The organism is Bacillus sp. FSL R9-9497, from assembly GCF_038005805.1.
Lineage (GTDB): Bacteria > Bacillota > Bacilli > Bacillales > Bacillaceae_G > Bacillus_A > Bacillus_A cereus.
In genome coordinates this window covers 86024-111281 of record NZ_JBBOTY010000003.1, presented here as the reverse complement: position 1 = coordinate 111281, position 25258 = coordinate 86024, and the positions used below count along the sequence as shown (strand labels likewise).

Sequence of the window (25258 nt, the reverse complement as noted above, 5' to 3'; positions counted from 1 at the left end):
ATTCTACAGATTATATGATATTGAATACAATTGGTGGAAAAAATCGTTTGAACCCAAAGCCAAATTTCAATTATTTAAGACCATTATGGAGAATAAGAAAGATTCTATAAAAAAGTGATAACATTAGTAGCCCATTCCTTAATCATACAGGGAATTGTTTAGTTTGTATCCAAGTTTTGTCTAAACGTCCGAATTTCTTCTTTTATTATGGTGACCCTTGATATAATAAAATTTGCAAAGCTTATATATATTTCATAACAAAACTAATAACATTATTTTCACTTTATACAACTCTTCATCTTCAATTGTAGGGTTGTAATATATATTATTCAAATTGTCTTCTTTCCAAGCGATCAACAGCCTCACGTTTTTTCTCATTATTAATATTTGTATAGATACTAGTAACTTCTACGGATGTATGACCAAGTTGATCTCGAAGTAATACAAGATCTTTGTTTTCCTTATAATGATTTGTAGCATATGTGTGTCGTAGTTTATGAGGGCTACGCTTCTCATCAAATGCACTTGAATATTTGTCACATAACTTCTGTATAGCTCTAACAGTTAGCTGCGTATATTTCCCTTTATAGTTTGTTACGAAAAGTAAGTCTTCATCCTGAGGACAGTTATATTTACTAGGACGGACCTTTATATATTCTTGAACATCATCTAAGCAAGAGCGAGTGGCTAATATAGAAGATCTTTTATTACCTTTACGAGTCACTTTTACGGTACCCTGACGGAAGTTAATACTAGAGATAGTAAGACTAGCTACCTCAGAAACCCGAAGGCCAGTGCCTAAAATAAGGCTTATGATGGCTATGTCTCTTTCTTTATCACGCTGAAAAAAACTATATTTTTTTGGTGATATATCCTTCAACATTTCACCATAATCATTTGCTAGAAATTGAAGAAAAGCTACATCATCCTTTTCATTAAATATCATGTTTGCAACGTCATCTGCTCTTGCTGCTGCATCTACTTTCTCCTTATGCAGTTCAATTTTCTCCATCACATTACGTGAGATGTAATTTTCCCCATGTTCATTCTCTGTATTTTGAGCTAAGTACTTGAATAGGGATTTTAAAGCAGAGAAAGTCCTGTTAATAGCTCTTGTCTCAATACCTTCTCCCTGGAGATATCTTTGAAAAGTTCTAGCTTCATTTAATGGTAGATTTTCTAATGTTGTAATTGGTACATCACATATATTAGTGACCACCTTACCGTTTTCAACGGCTAATCGATTACTTATAAGCCATTTTAGAAACTTTTCAAATTCAGTAATGTAAGCATACAATGTAGCGGGGGAGAGGGCTGTTTTCATTTCTGCATACTCTATGATATACCAGGGCATTTTACTTTTATGTTTATCTATTAGTATTTTAAACTTTTCTTTTTCTTGGTTGCTCATGTTGTACACCTCAAATCAAATTATGTAAATTAATTTTTAAACTAATACTTAAACCGATATTTAAACTAACTATTCGAATTTTTGAGCTAGAATGCTATGTTAATAAATAACTTGTTTACATATATAGATACCTTACTAGTTTTTGAAAAAGAAGAGAGGTATCAATATACGATAGATACCTCTACTATACTCAATTCTATGAAACCTATCAAACTATTCGTTAAATACACTTTTAACGAACAGTTTGATTGTGGAATAGATAAAAGATTTGTGCAACGACTAGAAACACACTAAATTACGCACACTTTGGCTATTTTCCCACCCGAGTGTGCGTGAAGAGAAGGGGGTTATTACTCTATTTCTCTAGCAAGATATTTTGTTAGGGCCATTATACGATCTATCCAATATAACGCTTCAGCTTCGCTTAAATCAGAGTTAATTGTACAACCATGACGAACATCTGGAGTTTTGTCATGGATTAGGTCCCAAATCATTTTTGCATCACTAATAATTTTTCTTGGGATGTTATATTCGGTTTGAATGTATTTTATGGCATCTTCGAACTTTTTAGTATTAGAATAATACTTAAGTTGTGCTTCTAAGGCTGATATACTATCTCTTAAAGCATCTTTCCTCGAACGTGTTTCCGAAATTTCTTGTAGCTGTTTCTTAGCCTGTGTTAGATGTTCAATAACGTTTATTTGGTCAGTAGAAACTTCTGTTAAGGCTTCTTCAATAGTATCCGCTCGACTTTCAGTTCCTTCTGCTACCACCCATATACATCCGCTAAACATATGGGATTCTAATGAAAAACCAAATGAATTTTCCTCAAGAACATCATTAATGTCATCAAGTTCAATGTCAATTGCGTTCACAATTTCAGCTACAGTGTCCAGTATTCTATCTAAGTTTTTAGATTTTAATTTTCTAATAAACGAATCTAAATCTTCTTGAAGCCAGCCATATCCCGAGTTAGTAGTAGATTTTGTAGGGATATTTTTTGCAATAATATCACAGGCTGCTTTAAGAATGCCTGCTGGATATTCATCTGAAATTGCTTTTCCTTCAATTAATCCATGAAATGCATCAAAAAAATCGTTAGGTAAGTGATCATAGTAGTAAGTGTCACTTTGATAGTCTTTATAATCGGGGTGTGCTTCTTTGAATTTCATTTTTTTCCTCCTTTATATTATAATTATATAACTATATAATTATAATATAAAGGTTTATGAAATTAAAAATCTAAGCATGTAAAATATCAGCGTTTAAAAAAACATTTCGCGTTAAATGAAGTTAATTCATCGTCTATAAATTCATAAGTAGCAGGATCCTTACGTTTTCTATTTTTAATAATATCCATTAGTTTTTCCATAAATGATTTGTTATTATCAACTTTTTTAAAATGACAAACTCTACAAATCATATCATTAGTTTCAAATACATTTAATACGAGTTTTTCTTTTCCTAACTTCTTTGCAATACAAGTACGATGCTGGCCATCTCCAAATGCTACATGTCCGCAATTATAAAGATAAGCATTTATTCTTGTATTTTTATTAAACCAATCTTCTTTAATCATATGGGCAGCTAAGAGTCTACAATAGTCAACTGAACAATCACTGAAACGTAGATTTTTTTCGCGTTTTTTTATTTCTTGATACTGTTCATCGGTTAAATGTAAAGAACAAATACCTGTTCGTACTTTAAAGCAATCATATTTTCCTAATCTAAAAGCGTATGAGTATTCTTGAGGATTAATGCTTTTTGTCAAATAGTGTCACTCCTATCCAAATATTAGTAAGTAGATTATATCATATATTTACCATCACCCAAGTGTTCGTTAAATGAGAATTTAACGAACAGTTTGATGATGATGGGAGTATTCCCCTTCCCTCATTGTACAAAGACATGAAAATGGATACTTTTTAGACAAGAAAGTAGATACTTCTATTCCTATCATTGTTTTAGGACAAGAAGGTGGGTACTTTTTTATAAAGGAGTTTCTTCAGTTATATATAACTACGTTTATCATTATCATGATTTTCAATATCTGTATTACTAATCTAATATGTATAAGAAAAGAGGATATATGCTCGTATATTGAACATAATACCCTCTTCTTAGTTTAGTCCATTTAAACTGAATTCTGAGACTCTATTTTTATTTTAGAAAAGACAGCATAATTTTCTCTGTTTCTTCTTTACTTAAATCACCTGTAATAATAAAGACTTGATAAGCGCCATTCTTTCCTTTTGCAGGAACAATCATTTGCATTGCTTTAGAGGGTTCCTCTGGATCAAGACTTTCAACTAAGGTTATTTTTGTACCTTCTAATTCATAATTTGTTACCTTTTCATTATACTCCGCTCTTTTATTCGAGAAATTTTTTGCATCATCAGTAACTGCAGATTGGTGCACAATATATACATTATCTTTACTTTCATTTTGATATTCATAAATAAAATCGGGATTCATTTTTCCAGTAGTCTTCGGTGTTGTAACACCTTCTCCAGTTAATTTAAACCCTTTTACCACATAACTTGGGGTCTTAATTGGAAAATCAACATATCTCTGTGCTTCCTTTTTAGTTAATGTAAATTCCGAAGTGATTTTCTGTCTAAATGGTCCAATTTCTTCACTGTTTTTCTGATATTTTTTTTGTTCTTCTGAATCTAACTTTTCAGGACTTCCTACTAACTTTACTTTTTTACCCAAAGTATATGCTTCTGTTTCTAAATCAATAAATCGTTCAAATTCTTCTTTTGTAAACAGATTTCGTGCCAAACCAACTTCTTTAAGTAAAGTATTATACTCTCCCTCTGAAACAAAAAATTCTGCATCTGCCCGTTCTTTTGTACCAATCATTTTTTCTACAATTTGCTGTATAGGAAAATCGGTTTGTATTTTTAATTCTTTCATATTATTTTTCACTTCTATTTGTTGTTTCTCAGGGTTAATCGGCTTATCAGCACGGGCGTTTAATAAGGATACAGATGAAACGGCAATAATTGCCACAGCCCCTATCGCAGACCAACGATATGACTTTTTTTGGAATTTTTTAATCATTAGAATTCTCCTTTTTAACGCTCTCTTGTTTTTACTAAAATTTGCTATACTTGGTACTTGATAATAACTTGAGTAGTGTTCCAATAGACTAATAATAGTATGTCCATATGCAATTTGTTCCTCTGCATCTATACATGTAAGAGCTAATGCATCGCATGCTAGTTCTTGATCTTCCCGCATACATGAGTAGGCATACCATAGAATGGGATTAAACCAATTTAAAATGAGTAAGCCATGCATAAGCCAATTCACACCAACATCTCTTCGCTTGATATGAGCTAATTCATGATGAAAAATATATCGTAACTGTTGCTCATCTAATATTTTCATATGTACAGTTGACAATAGCAATTTGGGACGAATAAATCCAAACACTGTTGGACTGGAAACCTTTCCAGATACAAATAGAGGGATATTTCGTTGAATAGACATAGATTGCTTACACTTTTCAAAAATCTGGACAATCTTCTCGTCTGTAATAACAGGTTGTTTTTTTATGTAAAGTAATAAACGCCTGTTCATTATAAAAGTAGCAACACTTAGAAGGATAACGCCAGTAAGCCAAATATACATACAAATTGTATAGAATGAAATTGTCTCATCTTCCTGCTTTTCATTAATACCTGCTTGTGTCTTGTTTGCCTGAACAGTTTTTGTTGAACTTGAGGTATAAGTATTTTCTTTTGTGTGAACCTTTGTATCGTCTATACCTTTTAATTCTTGCGTACTCTCTTTTGTAAGAAACTTAGCTACAGGATTTCCCCTAGAAATGAATGCATCATCATTCTTGTAAGTAAGAACAGAATAGATACTATAGGAACTATCTGGCGACCAAGGTAATACAAGTCTTATAATTAATATGATCCACAGCATATATTGCCAACGTGGAGTTAACTTATTTCTAAACAAGACCTTAATACATAAGATTAGGCCCACTAATATACTAGCCATAATAGTGGTCTCAATCATCCAATCAAAAAAAGTAGGTAGATAGATATTTATAAATTTTTCTATCACTATAATCTATCCTTCCTCTGATTTTCCTCAGTTTTCTCATCCAGAATACGTTTAAGTTCGTTAATATCTTCTGAAGACAGCTTTTCTTCTTTTAAAAAATTTACAAGTAAAGGTTTAAATGCTGCACCATAGAAACGTTTAAGTAAAGATTTCGTTTCCACTTGTAAATAACTATCTTGCGATACCAAAGGATAATAAGCATACATACGCCCTTTATCTTGATGATAAGCAACTGCTTCTTTATGGACTAATCGGTTAATTAGCGTTCGAATCGTTTTGGGTTTCCAATCCATTTTCACCTCTAACGCTTCAATTACCTCATTTGCCGTTTGTGGAGAGTTCGACCATAGTACTTTCATAACTTCTAATTCAGCTTCCGAAATTTTAGGTAATTCTTTCATTGTTTAAAATTACACCTCTCTGTATTACATTTGTAATCTACAACTGAATATTACACTTGTAATCTCTTGTTGTCAAGCTTGTTTGGTGTTTGTGGAATCCTTTCCTATACCCATCAACATAAGAATGGGAAAAATTAAAAGAAGTTTAGACTCTCATGTCCTGCTAATGAGATAAGAAAGTAAATCCTTCATGAATATTTTTGTTAATAACATTGAACTGGATTTTAACTTCACATCTATTTAGTATTTGCTATTTTTACAAAGTTTCCACTTTGGTGTCTTTGTTTAAAAAAGTACCCATTTTCTTGTCTCGATATACGGACAGGAAAGTGGGTACTAAATGAAATGTATCAGTAGATAATTCAGCATTTTTAACTATAAAATAAGTTCCTACTTTCATGTCTTTGTACATGTAGAAAGACATGAAACTGGGTATTTTTTTGAAAAGAATATGGATACTATTTTTTAAACTATATTTTCTACAATGAACATTATCAATAGTAATATTTAGGTAATTATGTTAGCATTTATTACGATAGATCTTTCATAATCTTAAAGTAATACAAATGATTCAGGAGGTGCTTTTCTTGGATAAAAAAGTAAAAAGAGATTTAATAAAAATTATATCTGTAACTGCTATAGGTTTGATTCTTGTATTATTAATCCCATATCTTTTTATTAATTTTCTCTGATTCCCCTGTTTTACAAAAAATCTAATTTCAACTTGCAGAAAATTAGATTACCTATCACTAACAGCATTCTGACATTTATGACCTCTTTATATTTTAAAATTAATTTTAATAAAATATTTTCCACTCATCAGTTTATTTAATTAGACCTGCCAATTAAACATCCTAATTATTCTAAAAAAGCCCCTCTAGATTTAAATCTAGAGGGGCTTTTTAAAAGTTATACAATTTTTAATGGAACTCTAACAAATTAACTTGATGAAATTTTATCGGGATTCATAATCTTTTAGCAACTTTTCTACGCTCGCCTTATCTTGATAACCGACAACAGTTTTTACAACTTCTCCCTTTTTAAAATAGATAAGAGTTGGAACTGATTTAACTCCTAATTTATTAAGGTGGTTAATTAATTTTTCTTCGTTTTCTTTTCTTGCTTCATCAGTATTATAGTAATAGACTTTTTTATTATTTTCTTTAATAACCTCTTTCAAAACAGGAGAAAATCTATCACAATCATCACAAGTTGGTCGGCCAATATATACCCAAACGTTTTCTTTTTCTTTTATAAGCTCCTCAAACTTTTGAGTATTTATAGGATTAAAAGAGTTTGAAGACTTTGCTGAAGACTTTGTTGATCCCATATAAAAAATTAACATGATTATTACGAAACAAAGTATGATCATTGATAAAGCAATTGATATATTTTTCTTAGTATAAATAGCCTTACCCTCCCATTCGATAGAATCTGTACATTAAAGAACATCTAACTGTACCGATACTATTAATTACTGCAGAATATCCTGGATAAGTGGGCTGAAAGTATCAGCAATTAAATATGTAATTACTGTACTTACTCTAAACTTATAGTTTACTAAAACAAGCTACAACACCAGCAATAGAACCTGCTCCCAAAGTAGCAACGGCACCAATACAAGCTGCACATACCGGTGGCACAGCAGGACAAGAAGCTGCACAAGTACCACCAATTACATATGCAACTGCTATATCTACCCCAGCGACTGCAGCAATACAAGCTGCTACTGCACCCATACTATATTGTGGCTCATCTGCCTTAATTCCTTGTGCATTTATACGTTCTAATGATTTTTTTACTTCACTGTTATTTTTGTAATCCACGTTAGTTACTTGACTTTGTCCTAATTCTCCATCTAAGTAAGAAGTGATTTCAAATTTATTGTTCTCACTTTTCGTAACTAAAGTCTCTGAATAATTAGAAATTTCACCTTGTAAATCAAATATTACAGTTAAATTACTTATGAAACTATACTGCTCTCCTACAATAGGAATAGTAATAGATTTATAACTCTTATTATCCTGCGAAATATCTAAAAACTTTGCGTTATTAAAATCTAACTGAGCGTCTGAATGTTTCAGAACTATTTTTCCACTTGAAATAGAATTCTCCGCAGCGATTTTAATATCTTGAATTCTTTGAGAATCCTGTATTTCTTTTGTAGTGTTTGCAATATCATTCATTTTCTTAAAGGTTGATTTCATATCTTTATTTTGATTTACACTTACATTTTGACTAACCGACTCAGTATTTGGTGATGCAAAAGTTGAACTACCAGACCATCCGAAAAATAGTGTTGAAGCCATTGCGACTGCAGCAAATTTCTTCATTAAACTCACATAAATCTCTCCCTTTTTCGTATTTTTTGTATTTGCGACTGAACCTATAATTTATCATCACCTCTTTTTTTAATGTATTTTTCATAATTTCTTCATCTCCGTTTAAAGAAATAATAGGTTCTATTACATAATACAATTTTCTTAAAATATTTGGAATATTTTGTATATAAGTGGAATATTATGATGCTTTAGGAATCCTCGGACTGTCAAGTTTTGTAATGGATAAATTTTGAAATTAACTATTAATCTCTTACGTTTATTAATAAGAAAAAGATATGATTAAATTTTTTTAGCTGAGTATTAAAATTTGATAGGCGGAGAATACTTACTATTTTATCCTTCTTTCATAAATTCTATATCTGTATCACTTTGAATAATTAACATTTTTCCTGTATTTTTTATGACTTTCTTATTTATTCTTTTAACATCATCATCCGACAAATATGTAATTTGGTTTTATTCAGAAACCTTTTCTTCTTTTATTTATAAGTAATTTCATATTTTTCCTCTTATTCACTATATCTCATCCCTCCTAACTCACATTAAAATTTATTATATTTATATAAAAGTAATACGAAATAAGGGTGTCAAGTAAACACCTTTATTTCTTATTTATTCGCTATTATTGTTATGACAAGCATTAATTATATTGGCGTTAGTTCTACAAATTTATTAGCTCCAATAATATGTACTACTGTTTTTTGTGTGGTTGTTTTTCCAACAACTACGGGTTTGAATTCCTCTTCGGTTTTCAACTATCCACTGTCGCCTTCTTCCCAATTTGACTTTGAAGATTTGCATGGAATACCTCTAGCCTCTTCAAAGGTTTCATTTGATTATTTAAACGCTTGTGGCCCGCCATTGGCATAAATGTCCGGCTAACATGACAACACTATGTTTTGGCTGTAATAATCCCTTTTAAGCTATCTTCTGTTTCTACAATTAATCCTGGAAAATTTGTTTCTATAGTTAAAGCATCTGCGTCATTATTAGAATAACTAATGTGAAAAAAAGGTTTTTTGACATTACTATTTTTCTGCCCATTTATATGTTGTAGTTTTTAAGCAAAGATAAAAGCCCTCCTTTAATTAGGAGAGCTTTTATCTTTCATATAAGTGAATCCGATTTTATGATTTAAAGAATGAATGTCGTCTGTTATACCCCTATAACGCTGACTGTTCAGAGCATGCTCTGACTTTATTATGTTTAATTTCATTTCATTCTTCTAATGTCTTACTAGCTGTGCTTAGTGTCTTCATTGTGATAATCCCTCCAGTTGTCGTTTCATCTCATCAGCGTTCTCTTCATTGCGCTTCTGAAGTTCCTTCCGTTCCTTTTCTTGCTTATGATTGTCGAGACGTTCCTGGCGGTTCTTATACTTTAGAGCATCTTCTTCAGTTTTCTTCTTGTCATCTACTTTCTTCTGTTCTTGCTTCTTTAGGAACTTCTCCCGGCGTTCTTCCCGTTGTTTGTTGAGTTCCTTCAACTCTTCAGAGTTTAAGTCCTTCTCAAGAATTTTTTTAGCCTTCTCATAGCTATCAGCTTGCTTTTCGGTCATTTCCTCTTTCGTGATAGCTCCATGCTGATAATCTACATAAATGCTTCTCTCCTTGTAAGGTACTTTTGAGTAATCCATTTTAGAATTCAGTGATACTTTCGGATCAACTTCCTTTTCTTTCGGAATTCCGCAAGCTCCTACTCCTATTGATAAGGATAGGGTAAAAGCGATAGTTTTCTTGTTGAGTTTCATTGTGATTTTCTCCTTAGGTAGTCAATTTTTAAAGGTAATAATACCATTATATTATGAATTAGCAATAAAGATAAATACATATCGTGCCTTCTGGAACCACACCTGCAGGTACATAATACATAACTATTACTACTTTTCCGCTCATGTATATGTGTACTCTTCAAGCAAAGACAAAAGCCCTCCTAATTAAAGAAGGGCTTTTATCTTTCATATAAGTGAATCCGATTTTATGATTTAAAAAATGAATGTCGTCTGTTATACCCCTATAACGCTGACTGTTCAGAGCATGCTCTGACGTTATTATTATACTAATGTATATAACGGAAATCAATACTATAATAATAGGTAGATTTCCCCTATCCTTCTTCGATTTTATGATTCTTATATTATAAAAGTATTATCTAAAAATATATAGTTTTATAGTTTTAATTATTATATACTTATATAAGTAATTTAGCTCTTTTTACGAGTTGAAATTAAGTTATTTAAGGAGCGGTTTGAATGAAGAACAAATTTATGCGTATAATCATGTTAATGGTGGTAATGACTTTATCAGTTACAGCACTTGCAGCATGTGGAAATAATCGTAATCCCGAAGAAGTTGCTACAGCATATTTTGAAGATGCAAAAGACGGAAACGCAAAAGATTTTGGAGAGTTATTTACACCAGAAGCAAAAAAAATAGTTGGTTTTATTGGCGGAAATGCAGAATTAATGAAATCAATTAATGAAGATCTTAAAAGCTATAAGATTAGAAAAGTTGAAGAGAAAAACGAAATCGCTACAGTAACTGTTGATGCTGTGTATAAAAAAGATTCTAAAATAGATTCTAAAAACGATTATAAAAAAGTAATCGTAATTGAATTAGAGAAAATTGACGAAGGTTGGAAAATTAGTAAATCATAAAAAACGGTCTAGAATTCTAGGCCGTTTTTTATTTTTGAACATTTTAACTCATAGTTATTTAAAATATGTAATGCATTCTTGTATGCAGAGGAATTTGTTAGAAACGATTTTCCTTTTGTAAGACCTATAACAGCTATTACTTTACTTACTTGTTCAACTTTATCTAGCCCTTTGCTACCAATAAAACTTGTGAGTAGCGAGGTGATCGCATAAGCTGCATAATGGTTTCTGCTTTTTAAATCCCCATTCCATAAGTCATTCATGAATGTATTGGATAGAGTATTCCATGCAAAAGGAATAATTTCCTTATAGTTTACAAGCACATCTCGGGTGTTTTTTGCTCAAATCTCCTCGGGGATGAGTAAAGTTATCTTAAATAGATTTTCTGGTTATAAAATAAAACAGGCTCCATAAAGGAGCCATCTGATCTTTTACATCTTATCCTATTTTTTTTCTTCTTTGTAATTCCATGCTATTTCTACTACTTCTTCAGGAGTCAATTCTTCATCATTCCAAAAAATTAAATCACTTGGAGCAGGGTGAGGTACACCAGAGTTATTAAATTGATGAACATAGTTACTGTGTTCATCTTCAGGTAAATCAAGATTATAAATTTTTTTTACAAGCTCAAGCAGTTCTGTTTTCGTCATTTTACATGTCATGTTTTTCATCCTTCCGTTCAATTTATAGCCCTTTGTTTCCGAAATGGTATGCGGGATCTAAAACGTTTTGATGCATTTTAGGAGATACAATTATTAGATTATCAAGATTATAGACATCTCCACCTTTATCAATAGGCTGTTTATGATGTAGTATATATTTATTATGGTTCCCGTAATGTTCTGCTCGTGGTGAGTAAGGTGCCTTACCTTGTTTCATAAGTTTTATATTCATAGGACTAAATTCTTTAGCATAGCTCGAATCAGAAAGTGTTTTCCAAAATTCTTCTCTAAAATCGTCAAAAGATTTGAATTCTCTTCCTACTAATTTTTCTCGAACTTCTTGCGGAATAATACCAATAGCACCATCATTATACATTAACTTCTTTTGGGTACCTAAACTTCGTTCGAGGTTAAAACTTGAGGTCACTGTACCTGGGGTCTTTCTTTTTACCGCACTTGAAGTTTTTGCAAACATATATGTATCTGATGGTTTAATAGTATCAACTTTATAATCTATCTTACCATAAGCGAAAGCTGGTTCTAAACGATTTTCTAACTGAAGCTTGGACATAGATGATAAATTTTTTCCCCATCTTGCACCATTACCTACGGCACTGGCACCTCTTGTGACAAGTCCAAAGAAAGCTAAATTAGTCGCTCCGTACGCTACTGATTCCGTGATACTTTCTGCATCTCCATATTTTATGTTCTCCACATACCAATCTGATAAAACATTTCGTATAGCATACATCTCTTGGACTTCCTCGTCCAACTCATGTTTTAATGTTCCAATAGGATTATTCCACATATCTTTCATAAATTCGTATTTATCTCTAAATTCCTCTTTCGTATCATCAATAGAACTCTCCACAAAGTCCGTAAGTCCATATTTTGCATCTTCCAATGTGTCCATTGGATCATCCACCAAGTTTCCGAAAAAGTCGGATGTTTTGTTCCACCCTTTTTTTAATGGATCAAAAATAGTGTCTCCTGCAGCCTTCCCGCTTCCTCGCTGAAAGGCGTCCCATAGCTTACCCATCTGATTAAAATCCCCAAACGCTTTCTCATCCGCTTCACGGAATGTTTTCGCAGCTTTCTTTAGTTCGAGTTCAGTATGATGTAAATGCTTAACTAAATCATCCATACTCCTCTTTTTTGAGAAAAATTCATCAAAAAACCCTTGATATGCCATCCCTTCCCAAGACATCTGTAATTCGAACGTGACTTGTAAAAGCTCTCGAATTACACTTTCCATAGACTCTCTATTTCGTGACATGGAATTTGCAGCTGCTTCTAATTTATCTGGGTCAACACGTACTTGTCCCAATTAATTTCCTCCCTTCACCTATATGTATAAAACTTCTAGTACAAGTATAGAAAATTCATAGGGGGGGACAGACATGATTCGTAAATGTGTACTTTTTACATGATGTATAAATTTCTAATGAATTCTATACTATAAACATCGCTATATCGGTTCTGAATTTTCTTTCTATTCACAGTATACTAAAATAAGGGAGACTTATCTCGTTATTTTAGTATACTGTGAATAGAATTAGGCTTTTGTAATTTACTCCACATATAATTTGAATGAAATCATGATTGCTTGTTTATTGACCAAAAAATAAATATATGGTATGTTTACTGTAGATTAGATATATATTGAATGCATATTTAATGTATAAAAAGTATAGCACTTAACTAAATTGCATAAACTAAAAAGACAGGATGCTGGAAACATCCCGTCCAATATGTAACTGCCGCTGTAAGGTGGTTGGTTGCAAGTTTTTAGTTATTTTCTTTTTGAACCACCTTTTGTCTTGCCGGACGCGGTGGTTCTTTTACGTTTATTATTACTTTTAACTAACTTATTTGCATAAGCAGTTGCATAAGTTGTTACGAATACTGTAATGAATAGCTTCGTAGCATCTTGTAATAATTGAAGTAAAAAATCCATATCGGTTACACCTCCTTTCCCTCTTTAATTAAGAGAAAGAAAGGGTGCAACCTCCCACCGCACATCTTCAGTTACTATCTACATTATAACATAACCCCTACTGTATTAGGATATTATTAAATTACCCCTTTTAATTTTGATAGTAGCTTTAAATTTGAAAAAGAAGTTTCTTAGTATGTAGACTAATATCTAATATTAGTTAGTTTACTATAATATAAATATGTATACTTGAAGTTTTCTTTTTCGTAATGTATTTTCTATGTTTTATATCAAATTACTTTCTTCTATTGAACGCCTCTCATACTATTAAGTAAACAACACCTTATTTTCCAAAAATATCAATATTATAGATTGTGAAACTTTTTCTCTTATAATCAGTTCCTTTTTTTGTAATAACAGCAATTTTGACTGAACAAACAAAAAAACGACCTCTCAAATTCGCTTATAAACGACATTTTCATATTAGGTAATGCAATTAGACCTGATAGTTTATAAATTTCTTAAAAACAAAAATAGACCCCTTATAACGTTTTTTGTTTTTTAGGGGGTCTATTCTCTCTGGAATTTCTATTCTTCTATGTCTTCTTTTACTTCTGCGGTTAAAATGTCTTCAGCAAACTTCTTGTAGCCATTATACCCTTTCTTTTCGGCCTTTTTCTTGATTGCTTCTAATACCTTTTCATCAAGGTATAGACTTAAATGCTGCTTTTTTTCTTTCGAATCCTCTTTTGATCTATTTTCAATTCTTTCTTTGAAAATTTCCAAATCGGATTTTAAGTACAATCGTTCAGTAGATTTTCCTTTCGCAATCTCTTTAAAGGGCAATATCCCGTCTTTAGCTGCATTATGAACGTATGTCTTAGATTTGTTTAGAAATTCAGCAGCTTCTTTTAATGTTAAACAATCTTTGTATAATTCCTCTAGCTTTTTTACATCCTCTTTTTCAAAGCAATATCCACCATCTGCTTTCCAGGTAGCCAGATTAATAGGTTCGATGTGTTTATACTTAATTAAATAGCCTAATTGATTTTTTGTTAGACCTACCCGATCGCATACCTCTTCTAAAGATAAATAGCTCATATCTCACCTCATTCGAAACTTTCACTCTAGCTGTTCTTTAAATTTTCTTAGTTGATACTTTGTTAAACCGGTTTCTTTTACTACATCTGTGATAGAGTACTCCTTATACTGCAAATACTTAAATGGATTTTCCATATAACGTTCTCGCACCTTATTAAATGTACTCTTTTTCGATAAAGAATTCAATTGATCTCCTTTTTCTCGGATGGAATCGAAAATGGGACATCCTTTACAATGTTTATAGTTTCTTTGCTTTGCCTGTTCTTGCTCATCTGTACAATTCACTGATAGGTTGTTCAGAGGGCAAATTGAACAATGGGTACTTTCTAATTTATGGATTTCATGTAAAATTTTCAGACGAAGATGAGTCAAAAAAATCTCCTCCTACCGCATTTGGATTGAAATGTACAAAAAAATCAATTTAATATTTCCATTATACATCACCTAAACAGAAACATTAAATTTTAAGGTGAAAATAATATTTTAATCATTTAAGTTTATACCACGGTAAATAACGGATTTATTGTGGTATAATTAGAATCATAAAAATTTATATAAAAATATTTGTTTGATATTTCATTCTATAAAAGGTTGTGTTTAAATTTGAATATCATAAATTACGAACATAATAACCAAATTGTAAAATCTAAATCAGATTTTTTTGATAGCAGTCATTTTGAAAACATTATGGGTTTAGGTATCCGTAATATTGACTATTCGCAATTAAGCGAAGAATCATTGGTTTATCTATTTTTACACGATGAGCCATCTTTAACGAAAAAAAGAAGTGAGCGAACCAAACAACAGTATCTGCACGATCTTTCTCATTTTCTTCGTTACATAAAAGAATCAATTGGAACCATCCAGAAATTATCCCATAACGAGATGGAAATCTACTTCTATGAATTAAGTAAGACATATGCTGCGACTACATTACGTAAAAAGAAAACAGTAGTTCAGCAGTTTTTAAAATATGTGTATGATAACAACGGACTCTCAGACAACTTTAGTAGTCGCCTTAAAAAAGTATCCGTAAAAAAAGAAGAGCTAGTCAATCGTGACCTTTACCCAGAAGAAGTTAACCAGATATTAGATGAGCTGAAAAAATCCAACTATTTTATTTACACTGCATTTTTCCTGTTAACTACAACAGGACTACGAATCGAAGAAATCGCAACTGCTAAATGGGCAGATTTGGTCTTTCATTCATCTTTAAATGCATATCTACTTCGTGTAGTTGGTAAAGGGAATAAAAGTAGGGAAGTTCGCATCTTTGAAGATACATTGGATGCTTTATGCCATGTTCGAAGTTTACGTAAACAAACAATAGAACTAGATGCATCGAGTACCTCCGCTTTTCTTCCTAAAGCTGATGGATCAAATTATCGAGCGGACTATCTCTCTTCTCTTGTGGCCAAAAAAATAGAAGAAATAAATTTAGATTTTCTGCGTTACCGACAGGATAGAATCACTCCTCACACTTGTAGGCATTTCATGGCTAATTACTTAATGGAAAAGGGTGTTGAACTCAAAAAAATAAGGGACTATTTAGGGCATGAATCTATCATGACTACAGAACGTTATTTAAGAGAGCGTACAAGACGTCAAAACTTGGCCACAATAGATATAGGAAATTCATTATTCTAGTAAGTATATATAATAGGAAGAAACTCGATTTAATGTTTCGATTTCTTCCTGTTTCTTAGCTCATAGAACTCTAAATATTTCTCTATCATCATAACATTTAAACTAATTATTACAAAGAAAATTAAATTATGACTTATTATTAGTCATTAGGACACAATTTACCTTTTCTGTTTTACACTAACTTTATAAATCAGAAAGGAAAAGGTTATGATATGTCCCATCTAAGCAAACGACTTGCTGAATTGAGAAAAAAACAAGGATATACCCAATCCGATATATCACATCGCCTAAACATTGCCCGCACTACTTATGCAAATTGGGAATATGGGAAAGCTGATCCTGATGCAGATTCCATCATGAAGCTTGCTGAAATACATAATGTCTCCATAGATGAACTATTCGGGCGAAATGCACCCCTCGAAAGTAAATTAGAATTAATTAAAGTAGCAATATCCGATTTGCCTCCACAAAAACAGCAAGAAGTGTTAGAGGTTCTTATTGACTACACCTACTTCATAAAAAAGCATTTTGCCAAATGAATGTAAAATTATTTTTCAGCATATTTTATATGATACGTGAGTTAAATGCACTTGTGTAGTATTAGCCTGTAAAAAGGGGCTACACATTTTCAATGCCCCGCCCTCGCGGAATAATCTTTGGAAACCCTTGTGTTATCAGTATATTTGATAACACAGGGGTTTTTGCAACTTTACTAACAATATAGTTTAAAATTTTGATTTAGTATTAGCTATCAGTTTGTGAATGTTTCACAAACTTTTCTTGTATTTCGAATTTGATATTTAGGAAATATCCCTAAAAACAACAAATGCGATTGCCTCCTATGAGACAATCGCATTCTAATTATTTAAAGGTTAACCCATTCCACTTCCAGGGTCACCCATTCTAGCTAATAATTGTTCTGAATCTTTTTTTACTAAATTGTTTGGTTGCTCTTTACTACCAATAACAGTGTAAACAATTCCTGCTGCTAAAACAATACTTGTTACTACAAATAATAATTTCTTCATATAGCACCACCCTTGTACATTATACCATTTTTATTAAATTCTACCACTATTTTTTTAGGGAATCTACAATAGAACCTATTACCAGCACACTCTAGTAACACAATCGACTTTTCAATTAATGAAATATCATTCTTTGCTATTCCTAAATAACAATATTGCATCGGAGTTAGCATCCCATTTTTCTTTTCTAAATCACTCAGGATCTCAACTGCATTTTTGTAATTCCCCTTAATGATTTCTAAAAAGGACTTTTCTGCAGAATGATATATAACTATATTCTCTAATTCTTGCTTATTTACTAACTTAATGAAAGCATATGTGTTAAGAATTGATAGCTTTCTATGCTTTTCCCTTTCAAAATTACATACTCCCAACTGCTTCAGTGCCTTTTTCATATACCAAGATGCACTATCATAGCAATCGAAAGTATATGACTCTGCTATATATGCAAGTGCGGATGCCCTTAAAAGATGGAAACAATCTTTAGAGTCATCTATTGCTAAAATCTCCTGACACAAACTCCTACACATTTCAAGATTATCTTGTACTAAATAGGCATATGCTAACCCTTCTTTAATCCTGCCTAGATAAGATGACCTAATAAAACTATCAGTAATTGCATCTACATCTGGAAGTAACATTTCAGCATATTTGAACAGAGAATTATAGTTTTCTAAATCATACATAGTGTAGTAAGTTAATATACCACATAAGACCTTCATCTCGTTTGTCTTAATTATCTTACTACCTTTATGATCTTCAAGCTTAGATAATAATTCCTGCTTTTTAATTGTCCCATTACTTCTAAGTAATACCAATTCATATACATAAGCCCATTCCCTATTCATTGCAAGTGAAGACTTTCTTTCCTGTTCTACTAATAGCTTAAGAAGTGATAAATCACCTTTTGCATTGGCGTATTCCATAGCAATCCTCAAGTTTTTCTTGCTTGTTGTGACAGAACAGAAGGTGTGTAACATCTTTCTTTGTTTATTAATATCACCCGAATACAATAGCTTCAATAATCTAATTACATTCCAAAATCCAAATTGGCTTTTCCCTGTTAAATTCTTTGAAAGTGTCCCTGAAGAAATTCCAATTATTTTAGCGATATCCTCTTGATTTTTCCTTTGGAAATCAATCTCATCAATAATTTTACTCAAGAATTTTTTTAATGTTTGTTCTGAATTTGTATCTTCTCTCTTAAGTGTTTCATTCATAATATTTTCCCTTCTAAAAAACAAGAATCACCCAATATCCCTCAGTGTATTTATAAACCTCAATATTATTATATCCGATTCTAATATAAGTACATTGAAAAAAATGTCGTTTTTTGTCGATATATAAAGATAATTAATTATGCAATTATGCATAACTGCAAGGCTGTGCAAACGAAAAGGACTCGAATAATTCGAATCCTTTTTTACCTATTTCTTAACTTCAGCCCATTTATAGTTAAATTCCCCACCAAAATCATTCGTTACAATTCCGTTAATAGAAGAACGCTGTAAGTATGATCTGCCTGATTGATAAAATGGTGCGACTGCTCCATCCTCTAATAACATTTTCTCTGCTCGTTTCATTGTCTCCCAACGAGCTTTTTCATTACCAGCTAAGTCTGTTTTCACTTGATGAATTAGTTCATCATATGCCTTATTTGAATACTTATCAAAGTTATATGTACTATCTGTCGTAAACAAATCTAAAAATGTAATCGGATCAGGAATATCAGGAGCCCATACATCAACTCCTAAATCATAATCACTATTTAGCAGCAACTGAATTTGCTGTTTACGTGGCTGCAGTTTAACATGCACTATTAGCCCATCTAAATTTTTTTCTAGTTCACCTTTTAAATACTCCGCATTTTTCTTGGCTATTGCATTATCACTTGTTAGCAATTCTAGTGTTACTTGTTCTTTCCCAAGTTCTTGTCTTGCCTTCTTCCAGTTTTCCCTAGCTGCATTCACATCATCTTTGACCAATGCTCCATTCTCTTTTCGGAAGTCTTTTCCGTCCGAACCTTTAGCAAAATCAGATGGTATAAAACCATTCGCAGGAAGAGAGCCATTGTTCAACACTGTATCTACAAAGGCTTTCTTATTCATTGCCTGGCTAATTGCCAAACGGACATGTTTATTTTTTAACACTTCATTTTTTTGATTCATACGTAAAAATTGCATAGTTACTTCAGGGCGCTCTTTGAAATCAGGACTATTTCTATATTTGTCTACAAACTCACCTGTTAGTCCTACACGGTCAATTTGACCTGATTCATATAGATTTATTTCTGTTGATTTATCTTTGACGATATCAAAATTAATTTTGTCTAATTTAACTGTTTTAGCATCCCAATAATTCGAATTTTTTTTCAACTGAAAACCTTGTTCATGCTTCCAATTATCCAATGTAAACGCTCCGTTATAAACCAATTGATTTGCTTCTAAGCCATACTGCTTTCCTTGTGATTCAAAATACTTCTCGTTAATGGGTAAAAACGTTGCGAACGTTGTCAAATCGATAAAATAAGGGATAGGCTGCTCTAATTGTACCTCTAATGTTTGATCATCTATTGCTTTTACCCCTAGCTTATCTATAGGTAGCTCTTTACTATTAATACTCTTTGCGTTCTTTATATCAAAGAATAAAAACGCATATTCTGCTGCTGTATCAGGATTCACAGCACGCTTCCAAGAGAATACGAAGTCTGCAGCTGTCACAGGTGTCCCATTTGACCATTTGGAATCTCTTAGATGGAATGTGTATGTTTTTTTATCTTCACTCACTTCATACGATTTTGCCACACCAGGAATTACTTTGTTATTTTCCCCTAGTATGTACAGACCTTCAAACACATTCCGCATTACATTCATCGATTCACTATCTGTTGCCTTCGTTACATCCATTGTTGGGATCTCCGCTATATACGGTAAACTAATGGCCTGTTTTGTTTCATTCTTGTCAGTTGCTTTTGCATTATTTTTTGTCTCTTTTTCTTCACTACTACAAGCTGTAAGTAGTAGACTCGTTCCTATAATTGCAGTTACTACCGATGTAACTCTTTTAAACATTTTATGTTCTCCCTCTCTATATGTACGGTTTAATTAATCGAATTATCTGTATATCCAATTTTAAAGGATATGTGAATATAGATTCACTGTCTCTAATAATATTCAGGCATCTTTTAGCATCATATACGTAATATCTCTATACATTAAACCTCTTATTACTTTACCATTAAAACCGTAGCATTCTAGAGATTATTGTGTCAATCACTAAAATTTATTTTTCAACAGTAGAAATCCAAACATTTCGAAAAGAATTAGATCAAAATGCTTGGATTATATGTTATTAGTGAATAATCTTTTTATAAAAAGTTTAATGCTTTTTATACCATGATTTAATCAAGAATCTATGACCCCTCTTTTAAGGGATTTTCTTTTGTAAGATAACTATCCCACGATCATACCCGAGTCATAACCCATCCAACCAGGCTTAAAGTCATTACGCCATTGACGGATTGAAGAAGCACGATTATCCCACCCAAATCGAAGTAAGTCTGGTATTCGAGAAAATTTCGATAAAAAACTAATTGTTGAACCTTTAAATTGATAATCTTCATATAATTGGCAATTGACCCCTCCTGTATGATAAAATGATGAAATTTGTTTATCCCAGTTTTCATGGACACCATGGAAAATAAATCCCGATGGGGACAAAAATAATCTTCTTAAATCTGGTACATATGAAAAAGAGTCAGATAGTTCAAGTTTGTAACCGTAATAATTTGTTCCAGTAAAAAAAATAGTTCTATATGGTACATTGTAAGGCGGCAAAGAAAGGCCAAATCCAGGTGCAGGTGCTAAATCACCTTCACCTACCCCTCCTGGATTACCAACAGAACCTGGTGTGGGGATTTCAGGAAGTTGCCTCTTTTTTTGATATCCAAATAGTTCATGATTAACAAGAATCATCCAATAATTTATTAGTTCAATATTATCAACCACGAGCATAAGATCTTCGGATAGTGATGGAACAAAATGTAGCTCTTGCCCATTGAAATGTTTGATATCCTTCGGTTCGTAAAAAGTTCCATTTAAGTAAAAAGGGACCTGTGGAACTCTTTGTACAAAACTTGAATTAATATTTGTTTGTTTTTCTTCCAGTAATTTTGAATATGAAATATTTAAATCTAGACGATTAAGTTCTGCAGCCAAATCATGTTTAGTCGCTTTACCCATAGTGATAGCAGAAAGTAGTTCGAATGATTTTATAGGTTGCGCTTGAATTGAAGTGGTGTGCATAAATCTTCCTCCTTTTAGTGAATATTCCATATAAAATATTCACTAAAAAGGGGAGATATTTCTATTCTAAATAATAATAACGTTAACTTATATATTGAGACGAATGGTCCCATCCTTTTATTTTTTATAAATTTTCATATTTCTAGCCTTTATTCTCAAATGAACAAGTACATAAAACATGTTTACTTGGTACCAGCTATATTTAATAATAGAAATATATATCAAAAAAGGGGTTACTATTAGAGGTTTGACAGTTTATATTAAAAGTAACCATAAGAAAGAAGCAAAATTACAGAGGATAGCTTAAATTGTAAATTTATATCCGTTTTAATTGTAATTTACTTTTTATAATACTCTTTGATAAGTAAAGGAGCGATTACTATTGAAAATGACAAAAGGAGATGCAATACTTCGCTTGCTGACAGAAATAAAATTAGAGCTGAAAGAAACAAAAGAAGCTCTTGAGAAATTAGATGAGAGATTAGAGAAAATAGAAAAGCAAACACTTCCAAAAAAATTATCTAAAGCTGCTCAAAAAGAGAAGGATTGGAAATACCCTTCTAAAATGAAATAGGTTAGAAGGGTATGTTTCATACTAAATATCCAAGTCATTTTACAAAATTGCATTCGTTTTCCAGTTGAAAATTAAGTATTTTTCTTGAATTTACATTTAAATATATAGAACAATAGATTATTATATATTAAAATAAATATGATATGAAAGATTGCTGATATATTCGCTATTGTAAAAGTAGTATTGATGGAATTATGTTGGTTCAAGTTAAAGAAAAAGACATCTATTAAGATGTCTTTTTCTTTAATGTAATTTACTAAGAATAATGAATCTACTTAACTAATTGTTGTTGAATCTGCTTAATTAAATGTTCAGCGCCTTCAGGACTAAGAACAATTTGCCCATTTGCTAATGATATATTTCTTTCTGAAATATCACCAGTTACTACACAAGCATCGAAAGATTTATATTTTTGTAAAATGATCTTTTCATCTTCTACAAATATTTCTACAGGATCTTTTTCTGCAATTCCTAATGTTGTTCTTAACTCTTTTGGAAGAACAATTCGCCCTAATTCATCTATTTTTCGTGTAACACCTGTTGATTTCATGTTAATACCATCCTTTTATTTTTAATTACTACTCCCCTATGAACAAGCGGATTAAATGTTGTTTTTCTAGTAATCTAACACAAATTCAGTTTTTCTAATAACCAGTCTTGCACTTCATCTTTTAGGTCTATACCTACAGCAATTGTTCCAAGGATTATACCTTTTCCAATAAGGTTTATATCTACAGACATTGCTACCTTTACTGTCTTAATTTCATATGTAAATGTTTCGATGTGTTTTTATGGAACATGGATAAAATTAATTAAACCTGAGGTTTCTACATATCTTTCTGTAATTTTAATTTTATTATCTTTCCAAGAAAAATCCGTATCTGTAACTGTTTTAGGATTTTTTGTTCCAAATAAGCCCACAAGCAATAGACCTCCTATATAGTAATATCACAACCTTATCATATAGATAGTGATATTTATAGGGGGGCATAACCCAAATTCAAAAATTTCAAGGTAATAGAGGGAGGCCTACTATGAAAAAGAAAAATTGATAACTAAAATGCCTGTTTTGGTTATTTACCAGGTTTTTGTTCTCTGTTGCACGAGGTTGTTCACTGTACTCCAATTAAAGAAGCTATCTTAATAAAAGATAGCTTCTTTAAAATTGTCTTATAAAGTACACCGAGCTGCATAAGCAATCCCAAATTCATAAAGTTTACCATGTATATCATCAGCCATAATTTCTGGTTTTCGAATAAGGTCTTTATTATCAAATATTGGAAAAATAGTTGATGCACCTATGTGTAATTCTTCTTCTAGAAGAAATGCCTGTAAATATGAATAAGAAAATCGTAACCAATAAAGGATATCATTATTGTCTTCTTCTATCCATCCTGTTTTACCTGATACACGTGCATTTTTGGACAGATTTATTAGTCCAGGTTTTTCATTTCCATCTAAGCCAGAGGGTGTATACACGCCAACAATTCGTCGGTTTTTACCTTTACTGACCCAATTTTTCCAAATTTGTATAGGATTACTTTCTTGTTTAAAACTATTTAATCCATCCATTATCCATATTCTATCCCAATATTTTTCGCAGTAGTCATTTGTCCCGCCATATAAATTAACAGGAAATTTTGAAGATGACCATTTATTGTTTGCGTAGTTTGCTAAAGTTTGTACCTGCTCTGCACTAATGCTATGACATAATATAGTTGTTGATGTTTCTTTTGGAAATCCTTTAGGAATTATGAATAATGAACGTATTCCCATTGAAATTGTAGATGGTGGGTTAAAGTGAAGACTTTTAGTACCCAAATATTTCTCACTTAAAGTAAATTGGTTGCTCCATAAAAAACGCAATACTTCTGCAATTAGTCTTCCCATTCCTTCACGATTATCAAAAGGTTCATATAAAACCAGTGTTTTTGGTGATTTTTCTGGTTGAAAGATAAAAGCTGGAGATAATGTAATAACAATAGGTCCACATCGATCATTAAAAATATCAGGACATGCTGCATATAATTGATACACAACTTTTTGACTATGTAAGGAACGCCTAGAAGTTAATTCAACATAAGATTGTCTACATTTTCCTAGTTCTATATTTTTTGATGTAAGGTCCAAATTTTCGTCTGGTTCAGGATAGCACCCATAAGGATAAACACCTGTAAAGGGAAATTTATCGGAGGGATAAGTTTTTTTATCTGTTCGAGGTGGGATTTGTACTATTACATGGGGCTTCTCTCCTCTAATATTATGTGGAGCCCAAACTCCGATTAAATGTCGAAGATTAGAAGGGCTTGCGGATGTGTCACCATATTCAAGCATAAGCCAATTTCCTTTATCTTTGAGGTTTACCTCCTTTTGTTCCCATTTAAAACGATCCCAACCCATACTATTTGGGTCTCCAATAGCTGGTTTTTTAAGAACTCTTAATTTCATATTAAAATCAAGTCCAGCTTTACGATATTCATTGTTTTTTACTAATACCCCTCCCGGGTTAAATGGAAATTTATTAATTTTCGAATTATCAGGTAATGCAGCAGTTACGGCAAATTTAATTCGTCCTAAAGGAATTTTAAGAATAACATTATCTTCTGATTCTTTTAATTCCCAATCAGGTTTTGTACAAACCCATTTTGATTCTGTAGAACTGACCTGAAAAGTTAATGTTCCTTGTTCAGAGACGAAATTAGGTGCTTTTATTTCTATTTCAATTTTACTTAGACTTGGTCTAAGTGGATACGTCATTGGCATAGTTAGTTCACCTATAGAATCATCAGGACGATCTCTGTAGAGAATTTTAACCTTAGCTGTCGCATTAAGAATAGGTTTATTTACCGCATCAAAGACTTCAATTCTAATAGAATTAGGATAAGGCATCAGTAATCATCTCCAAAGTATGAGTAATACTATTCATTGTATACAAATAAGTAGGTTTATATTCAGCAGCTACAATTTAGTCTGTCAGCGACACAGTAAAGACTGGGAGAATATTTGTGAAGTAACTAATCCCTCGTCAAATTCATTTGCTAAATGTTCTCCCTCCTCTCTATATGTCTTGTGAGTTTCTAGTACAAAATCGAAGAAAGATAAGTTTATTTTTA

At 31.8% G+C, this 25258-nt stretch carries 24 protein-coding genes and 1 pseudogene; 4 read left to right on the top strand and 21 right to left on the bottom strand.

Features of this window, described 5'->3' with window-relative positions; all coding sequences use genetic code 11:
* Positions 1-325: 325 nt before the first annotated feature.
* The 8 genes from xerS to MKY21_RS30740 all read right to left on the bottom strand — a co-directional run bounded on the left by xerS (position 326) and on the right by MKY21_RS30740 (position 9987).
* The gene (gene xerS, locus MKY21_RS30775) at positions 326-1411 is read right to left on the bottom strand and encodes a tyrosine recombinase XerS (protein ID WP_341078651.1); all 1086 of its coding nucleotides are present in this window, start codon (positions 1409-1411) and stop codon (positions 326-328) included.
* Between the two features lie 350 nt (positions 1412-1761).
* Positions 1762-2583, bottom strand: a complete 822-nt coding sequence (locus tag MKY21_RS30770; protein ID WP_341078649.1) for a hypothetical protein — start codon at positions 2581-2583, stop codon at positions 1762-1764.
* 86 nt (positions 2584-2669) lie between these two features.
* Complete coding sequence (locus MKY21_RS30765) at positions 2670-3182, bottom strand: hypothetical protein (RefSeq protein ID WP_341078646.1); 513 nt, start codon at positions 3180-3182, stop codon at positions 2670-2672.
* A 389-nt stretch (positions 3183-3571) separates the two neighbouring features.
* Positions 3572-5494 (bottom strand): M56 family metallopeptidase, encoded by a 1923-nt coding sequence (locus MKY21_RS30760; protein ID WP_341078643.1) that lies wholly within the window; start codon positions 5492-5494, stop codon positions 3572-3574.
* Positions 5494-5895, bottom strand: coding sequence for a BlaI/MecI/CopY family transcriptional regulator (locus MKY21_RS30755; protein ID WP_149692821.1), 402 nt, complete (start codon positions 5893-5895; stop codon positions 5494-5496). The genes MKY21_RS30760 and MKY21_RS30755 overlap by 1 nt, the downstream gene beginning before the upstream one ends.
* A gap of 955 nt (positions 5896-6850) precedes the next feature.
* Positions 6851-7267: a thioredoxin family protein gene (locus MKY21_RS30750; RefSeq protein WP_098538292.1), complete on the bottom strand. Its 417-nt coding sequence runs from the start codon at positions 7265-7267 to the stop codon at positions 6851-6853.
* Positions 7268-7445: 178 nt separating this feature from the next.
* Positions 7446-8228, bottom strand: a complete 783-nt coding sequence (locus MKY21_RS30745) for a hypothetical protein (RefSeq protein WP_341078751.1) — start codon at positions 8226-8228, stop codon at positions 7446-7448.
* A gap of 1264 nt (positions 8229-9492) precedes the next feature.
* Positions 9493-9987, bottom strand: coding sequence for a DNA ligase (locus MKY21_RS30740; protein WP_341078639.1), 495 nt, complete (start codon positions 9985-9987; stop codon positions 9493-9495).
* 501 nt (positions 9988-10488) lie between these two features.
* On the opposite strand from MKY21_RS30740, the gene MKY21_RS30735 reads away from it, so the two are divergent.
* Positions 10489-10893, top strand: coding sequence for a lumazine-binding protein (locus MKY21_RS30735; RefSeq protein ID WP_341078637.1), 405 nt, complete (start codon positions 10489-10491; stop codon positions 10891-10893).
* Between the two features lie 41 nt (positions 10894-10934).
* Here MKY21_RS30735 and MKY21_RS30730 read toward each other — a convergent pair.
* From MKY21_RS30730 to MKY21_RS30705, 6 genes and pseudogenes are all read right to left on the bottom strand, one after another.
* Positions 10935-11228, bottom strand: a pseudogene (locus MKY21_RS30730) (type VII secretion protein); the annotation flags it as partial.
* Positions 11229-11336: 108 nt separating this feature from the next.
* Positions 11337-11555, bottom strand: coding sequence for a bacteriocin immunity protein (locus tag MKY21_RS30725; RefSeq protein ID WP_341078635.1), 219 nt, complete (start codon positions 11553-11555; stop codon positions 11337-11339).
* 22 nt (positions 11556-11577) lie between these two features.
* The gene (locus tag MKY21_RS30720; RefSeq protein ID WP_341078633.1) at positions 11578-12882 is read right to left on the bottom strand and encodes a WXG100 family type VII secretion target; all 1305 of its coding nucleotides are present in this window, start codon (positions 12880-12882) and stop codon (positions 11578-11580) included.
* A 465-nt stretch (positions 12883-13347) separates the two neighbouring features.
* Entirely contained in the window at positions 13348-13512 is a 165-nt protein-coding gene (locus MKY21_RS30715) for a hypothetical protein (protein ID WP_000346798.1), read from the bottom strand.
* A gap of 567 nt (positions 13513-14079) precedes the next feature.
* Positions 14080-14592 carry a helix-turn-helix domain-containing protein gene (locus tag MKY21_RS30710; protein WP_098901948.1) on the bottom strand — a complete coding sequence of 171 codons (513 nt, stop codon included), beginning with the start codon at positions 14590-14592 and terminating at the stop codon, positions 14080-14082.
* 21 nt (positions 14593-14613) lie between these two features.
* Positions 14614-14964: a transposase gene (locus MKY21_RS30705; protein WP_098402852.1), complete on the bottom strand. Its 351-nt coding sequence runs from the start codon at positions 14962-14964 to the stop codon at positions 14614-14616.
* A gap of 231 nt (positions 14965-15195) precedes the next feature.
* Between MKY21_RS30705 and MKY21_RS30700 the strand changes: the two genes are divergently transcribed.
* Positions 15196-16239, top strand: coding sequence for a tyrosine-type recombinase/integrase (locus MKY21_RS30700; protein WP_341078629.1), 1044 nt, complete (start codon positions 15196-15198; stop codon positions 16237-16239).
* Between the two features lie 212 nt (positions 16240-16451).
* Positions 16452-16778, top strand: a complete 327-nt coding sequence (locus tag MKY21_RS30695) for a helix-turn-helix domain-containing protein (RefSeq protein WP_076775908.1) — start codon at positions 16452-16454, stop codon at positions 16776-16778.
* Positions 16779-17111: 333 nt separating this feature from the next.
* Here MKY21_RS30695 and MKY21_RS30690 read toward each other — a convergent pair whose 3' ends face one another.
* The 4 genes from MKY21_RS30690 to MKY21_RS30675 all read right to left on the bottom strand — a co-directional run bounded on the left by MKY21_RS30690 (position 17112) and on the right by MKY21_RS30675 (position 21571).
* Entirely contained in the window at positions 17112-17267 is a 156-nt protein-coding gene (locus MKY21_RS30690; protein ID WP_179883865.1) for a hypothetical protein, read from the bottom strand.
* Positions 17264-18487 (bottom strand): AimR family lysis-lysogeny pheromone receptor, encoded by a 1224-nt coding sequence (locus MKY21_RS30685; RefSeq protein WP_341078626.1) that lies wholly within the window; start codon positions 18485-18487, stop codon positions 17264-17266. Before MKY21_RS30685 ends, MKY21_RS30690 begins: the two co-directional genes overlap by 4 nt.
* A gap of 207 nt (positions 18488-18694) precedes the next feature.
* Positions 18695-20338: a peptide ABC transporter substrate-binding protein gene (locus MKY21_RS30680; RefSeq protein WP_098402827.1), complete on the bottom strand. Its 1644-nt coding sequence runs from the start codon at positions 20336-20338 to the stop codon at positions 18695-18697.
* Positions 20339-20719: 381 nt separating this feature from the next.
* Positions 20720-21571, bottom strand: coding sequence for a hypothetical protein (locus tag MKY21_RS30675; protein ID WP_098402826.1), 852 nt, complete (start codon positions 21569-21571; stop codon positions 20720-20722).
* Positions 21572-21959: 388 nt separating this feature from the next.
* Between MKY21_RS30675 and MKY21_RS30670 the strand changes: the two genes are divergently transcribed.
* Complete coding sequence (locus tag MKY21_RS30670; RefSeq protein ID WP_098341287.1) at positions 21960-22145, top strand: hypothetical protein; 186 nt, start codon at positions 21960-21962, stop codon at positions 22143-22145.
* A 271-nt stretch (positions 22146-22416) separates the two neighbouring features.
* Here the strand turns inward: MKY21_RS30670 and MKY21_RS30665 are convergent, their stop codons facing one another.
* The 3 genes from MKY21_RS30665 to MKY21_RS30655 form a co-directional block, all read right to left on the bottom strand.
* Positions 22417-22695 carry an AbrB/MazE/SpoVT family DNA-binding domain-containing protein gene (locus tag MKY21_RS30665; RefSeq protein ID WP_065705648.1) on the bottom strand — a complete coding sequence of 93 codons (279 nt, stop codon included), beginning with the start codon at positions 22693-22695 and terminating at the stop codon, positions 22417-22419.
* Between the two features lie 239 nt (positions 22696-22934).
* Positions 22935-23066 carry a hypothetical protein gene (locus MKY21_RS30660; protein ID WP_257147558.1) on the bottom strand — a complete coding sequence of 44 codons (132 nt, stop codon included), beginning with the start codon at positions 23064-23066 and terminating at the stop codon, positions 22935-22937.
* Between the two features lie 249 nt (positions 23067-23315).
* The gene (locus MKY21_RS30655) at positions 23316-25034 is read right to left on the bottom strand and encodes a hypothetical protein (RefSeq protein WP_098402861.1); all 1719 of its coding nucleotides are present in this window, start codon (positions 25032-25034) and stop codon (positions 23316-23318) included.
* Positions 25035-25258 lie beyond the last annotated feature (224 nt).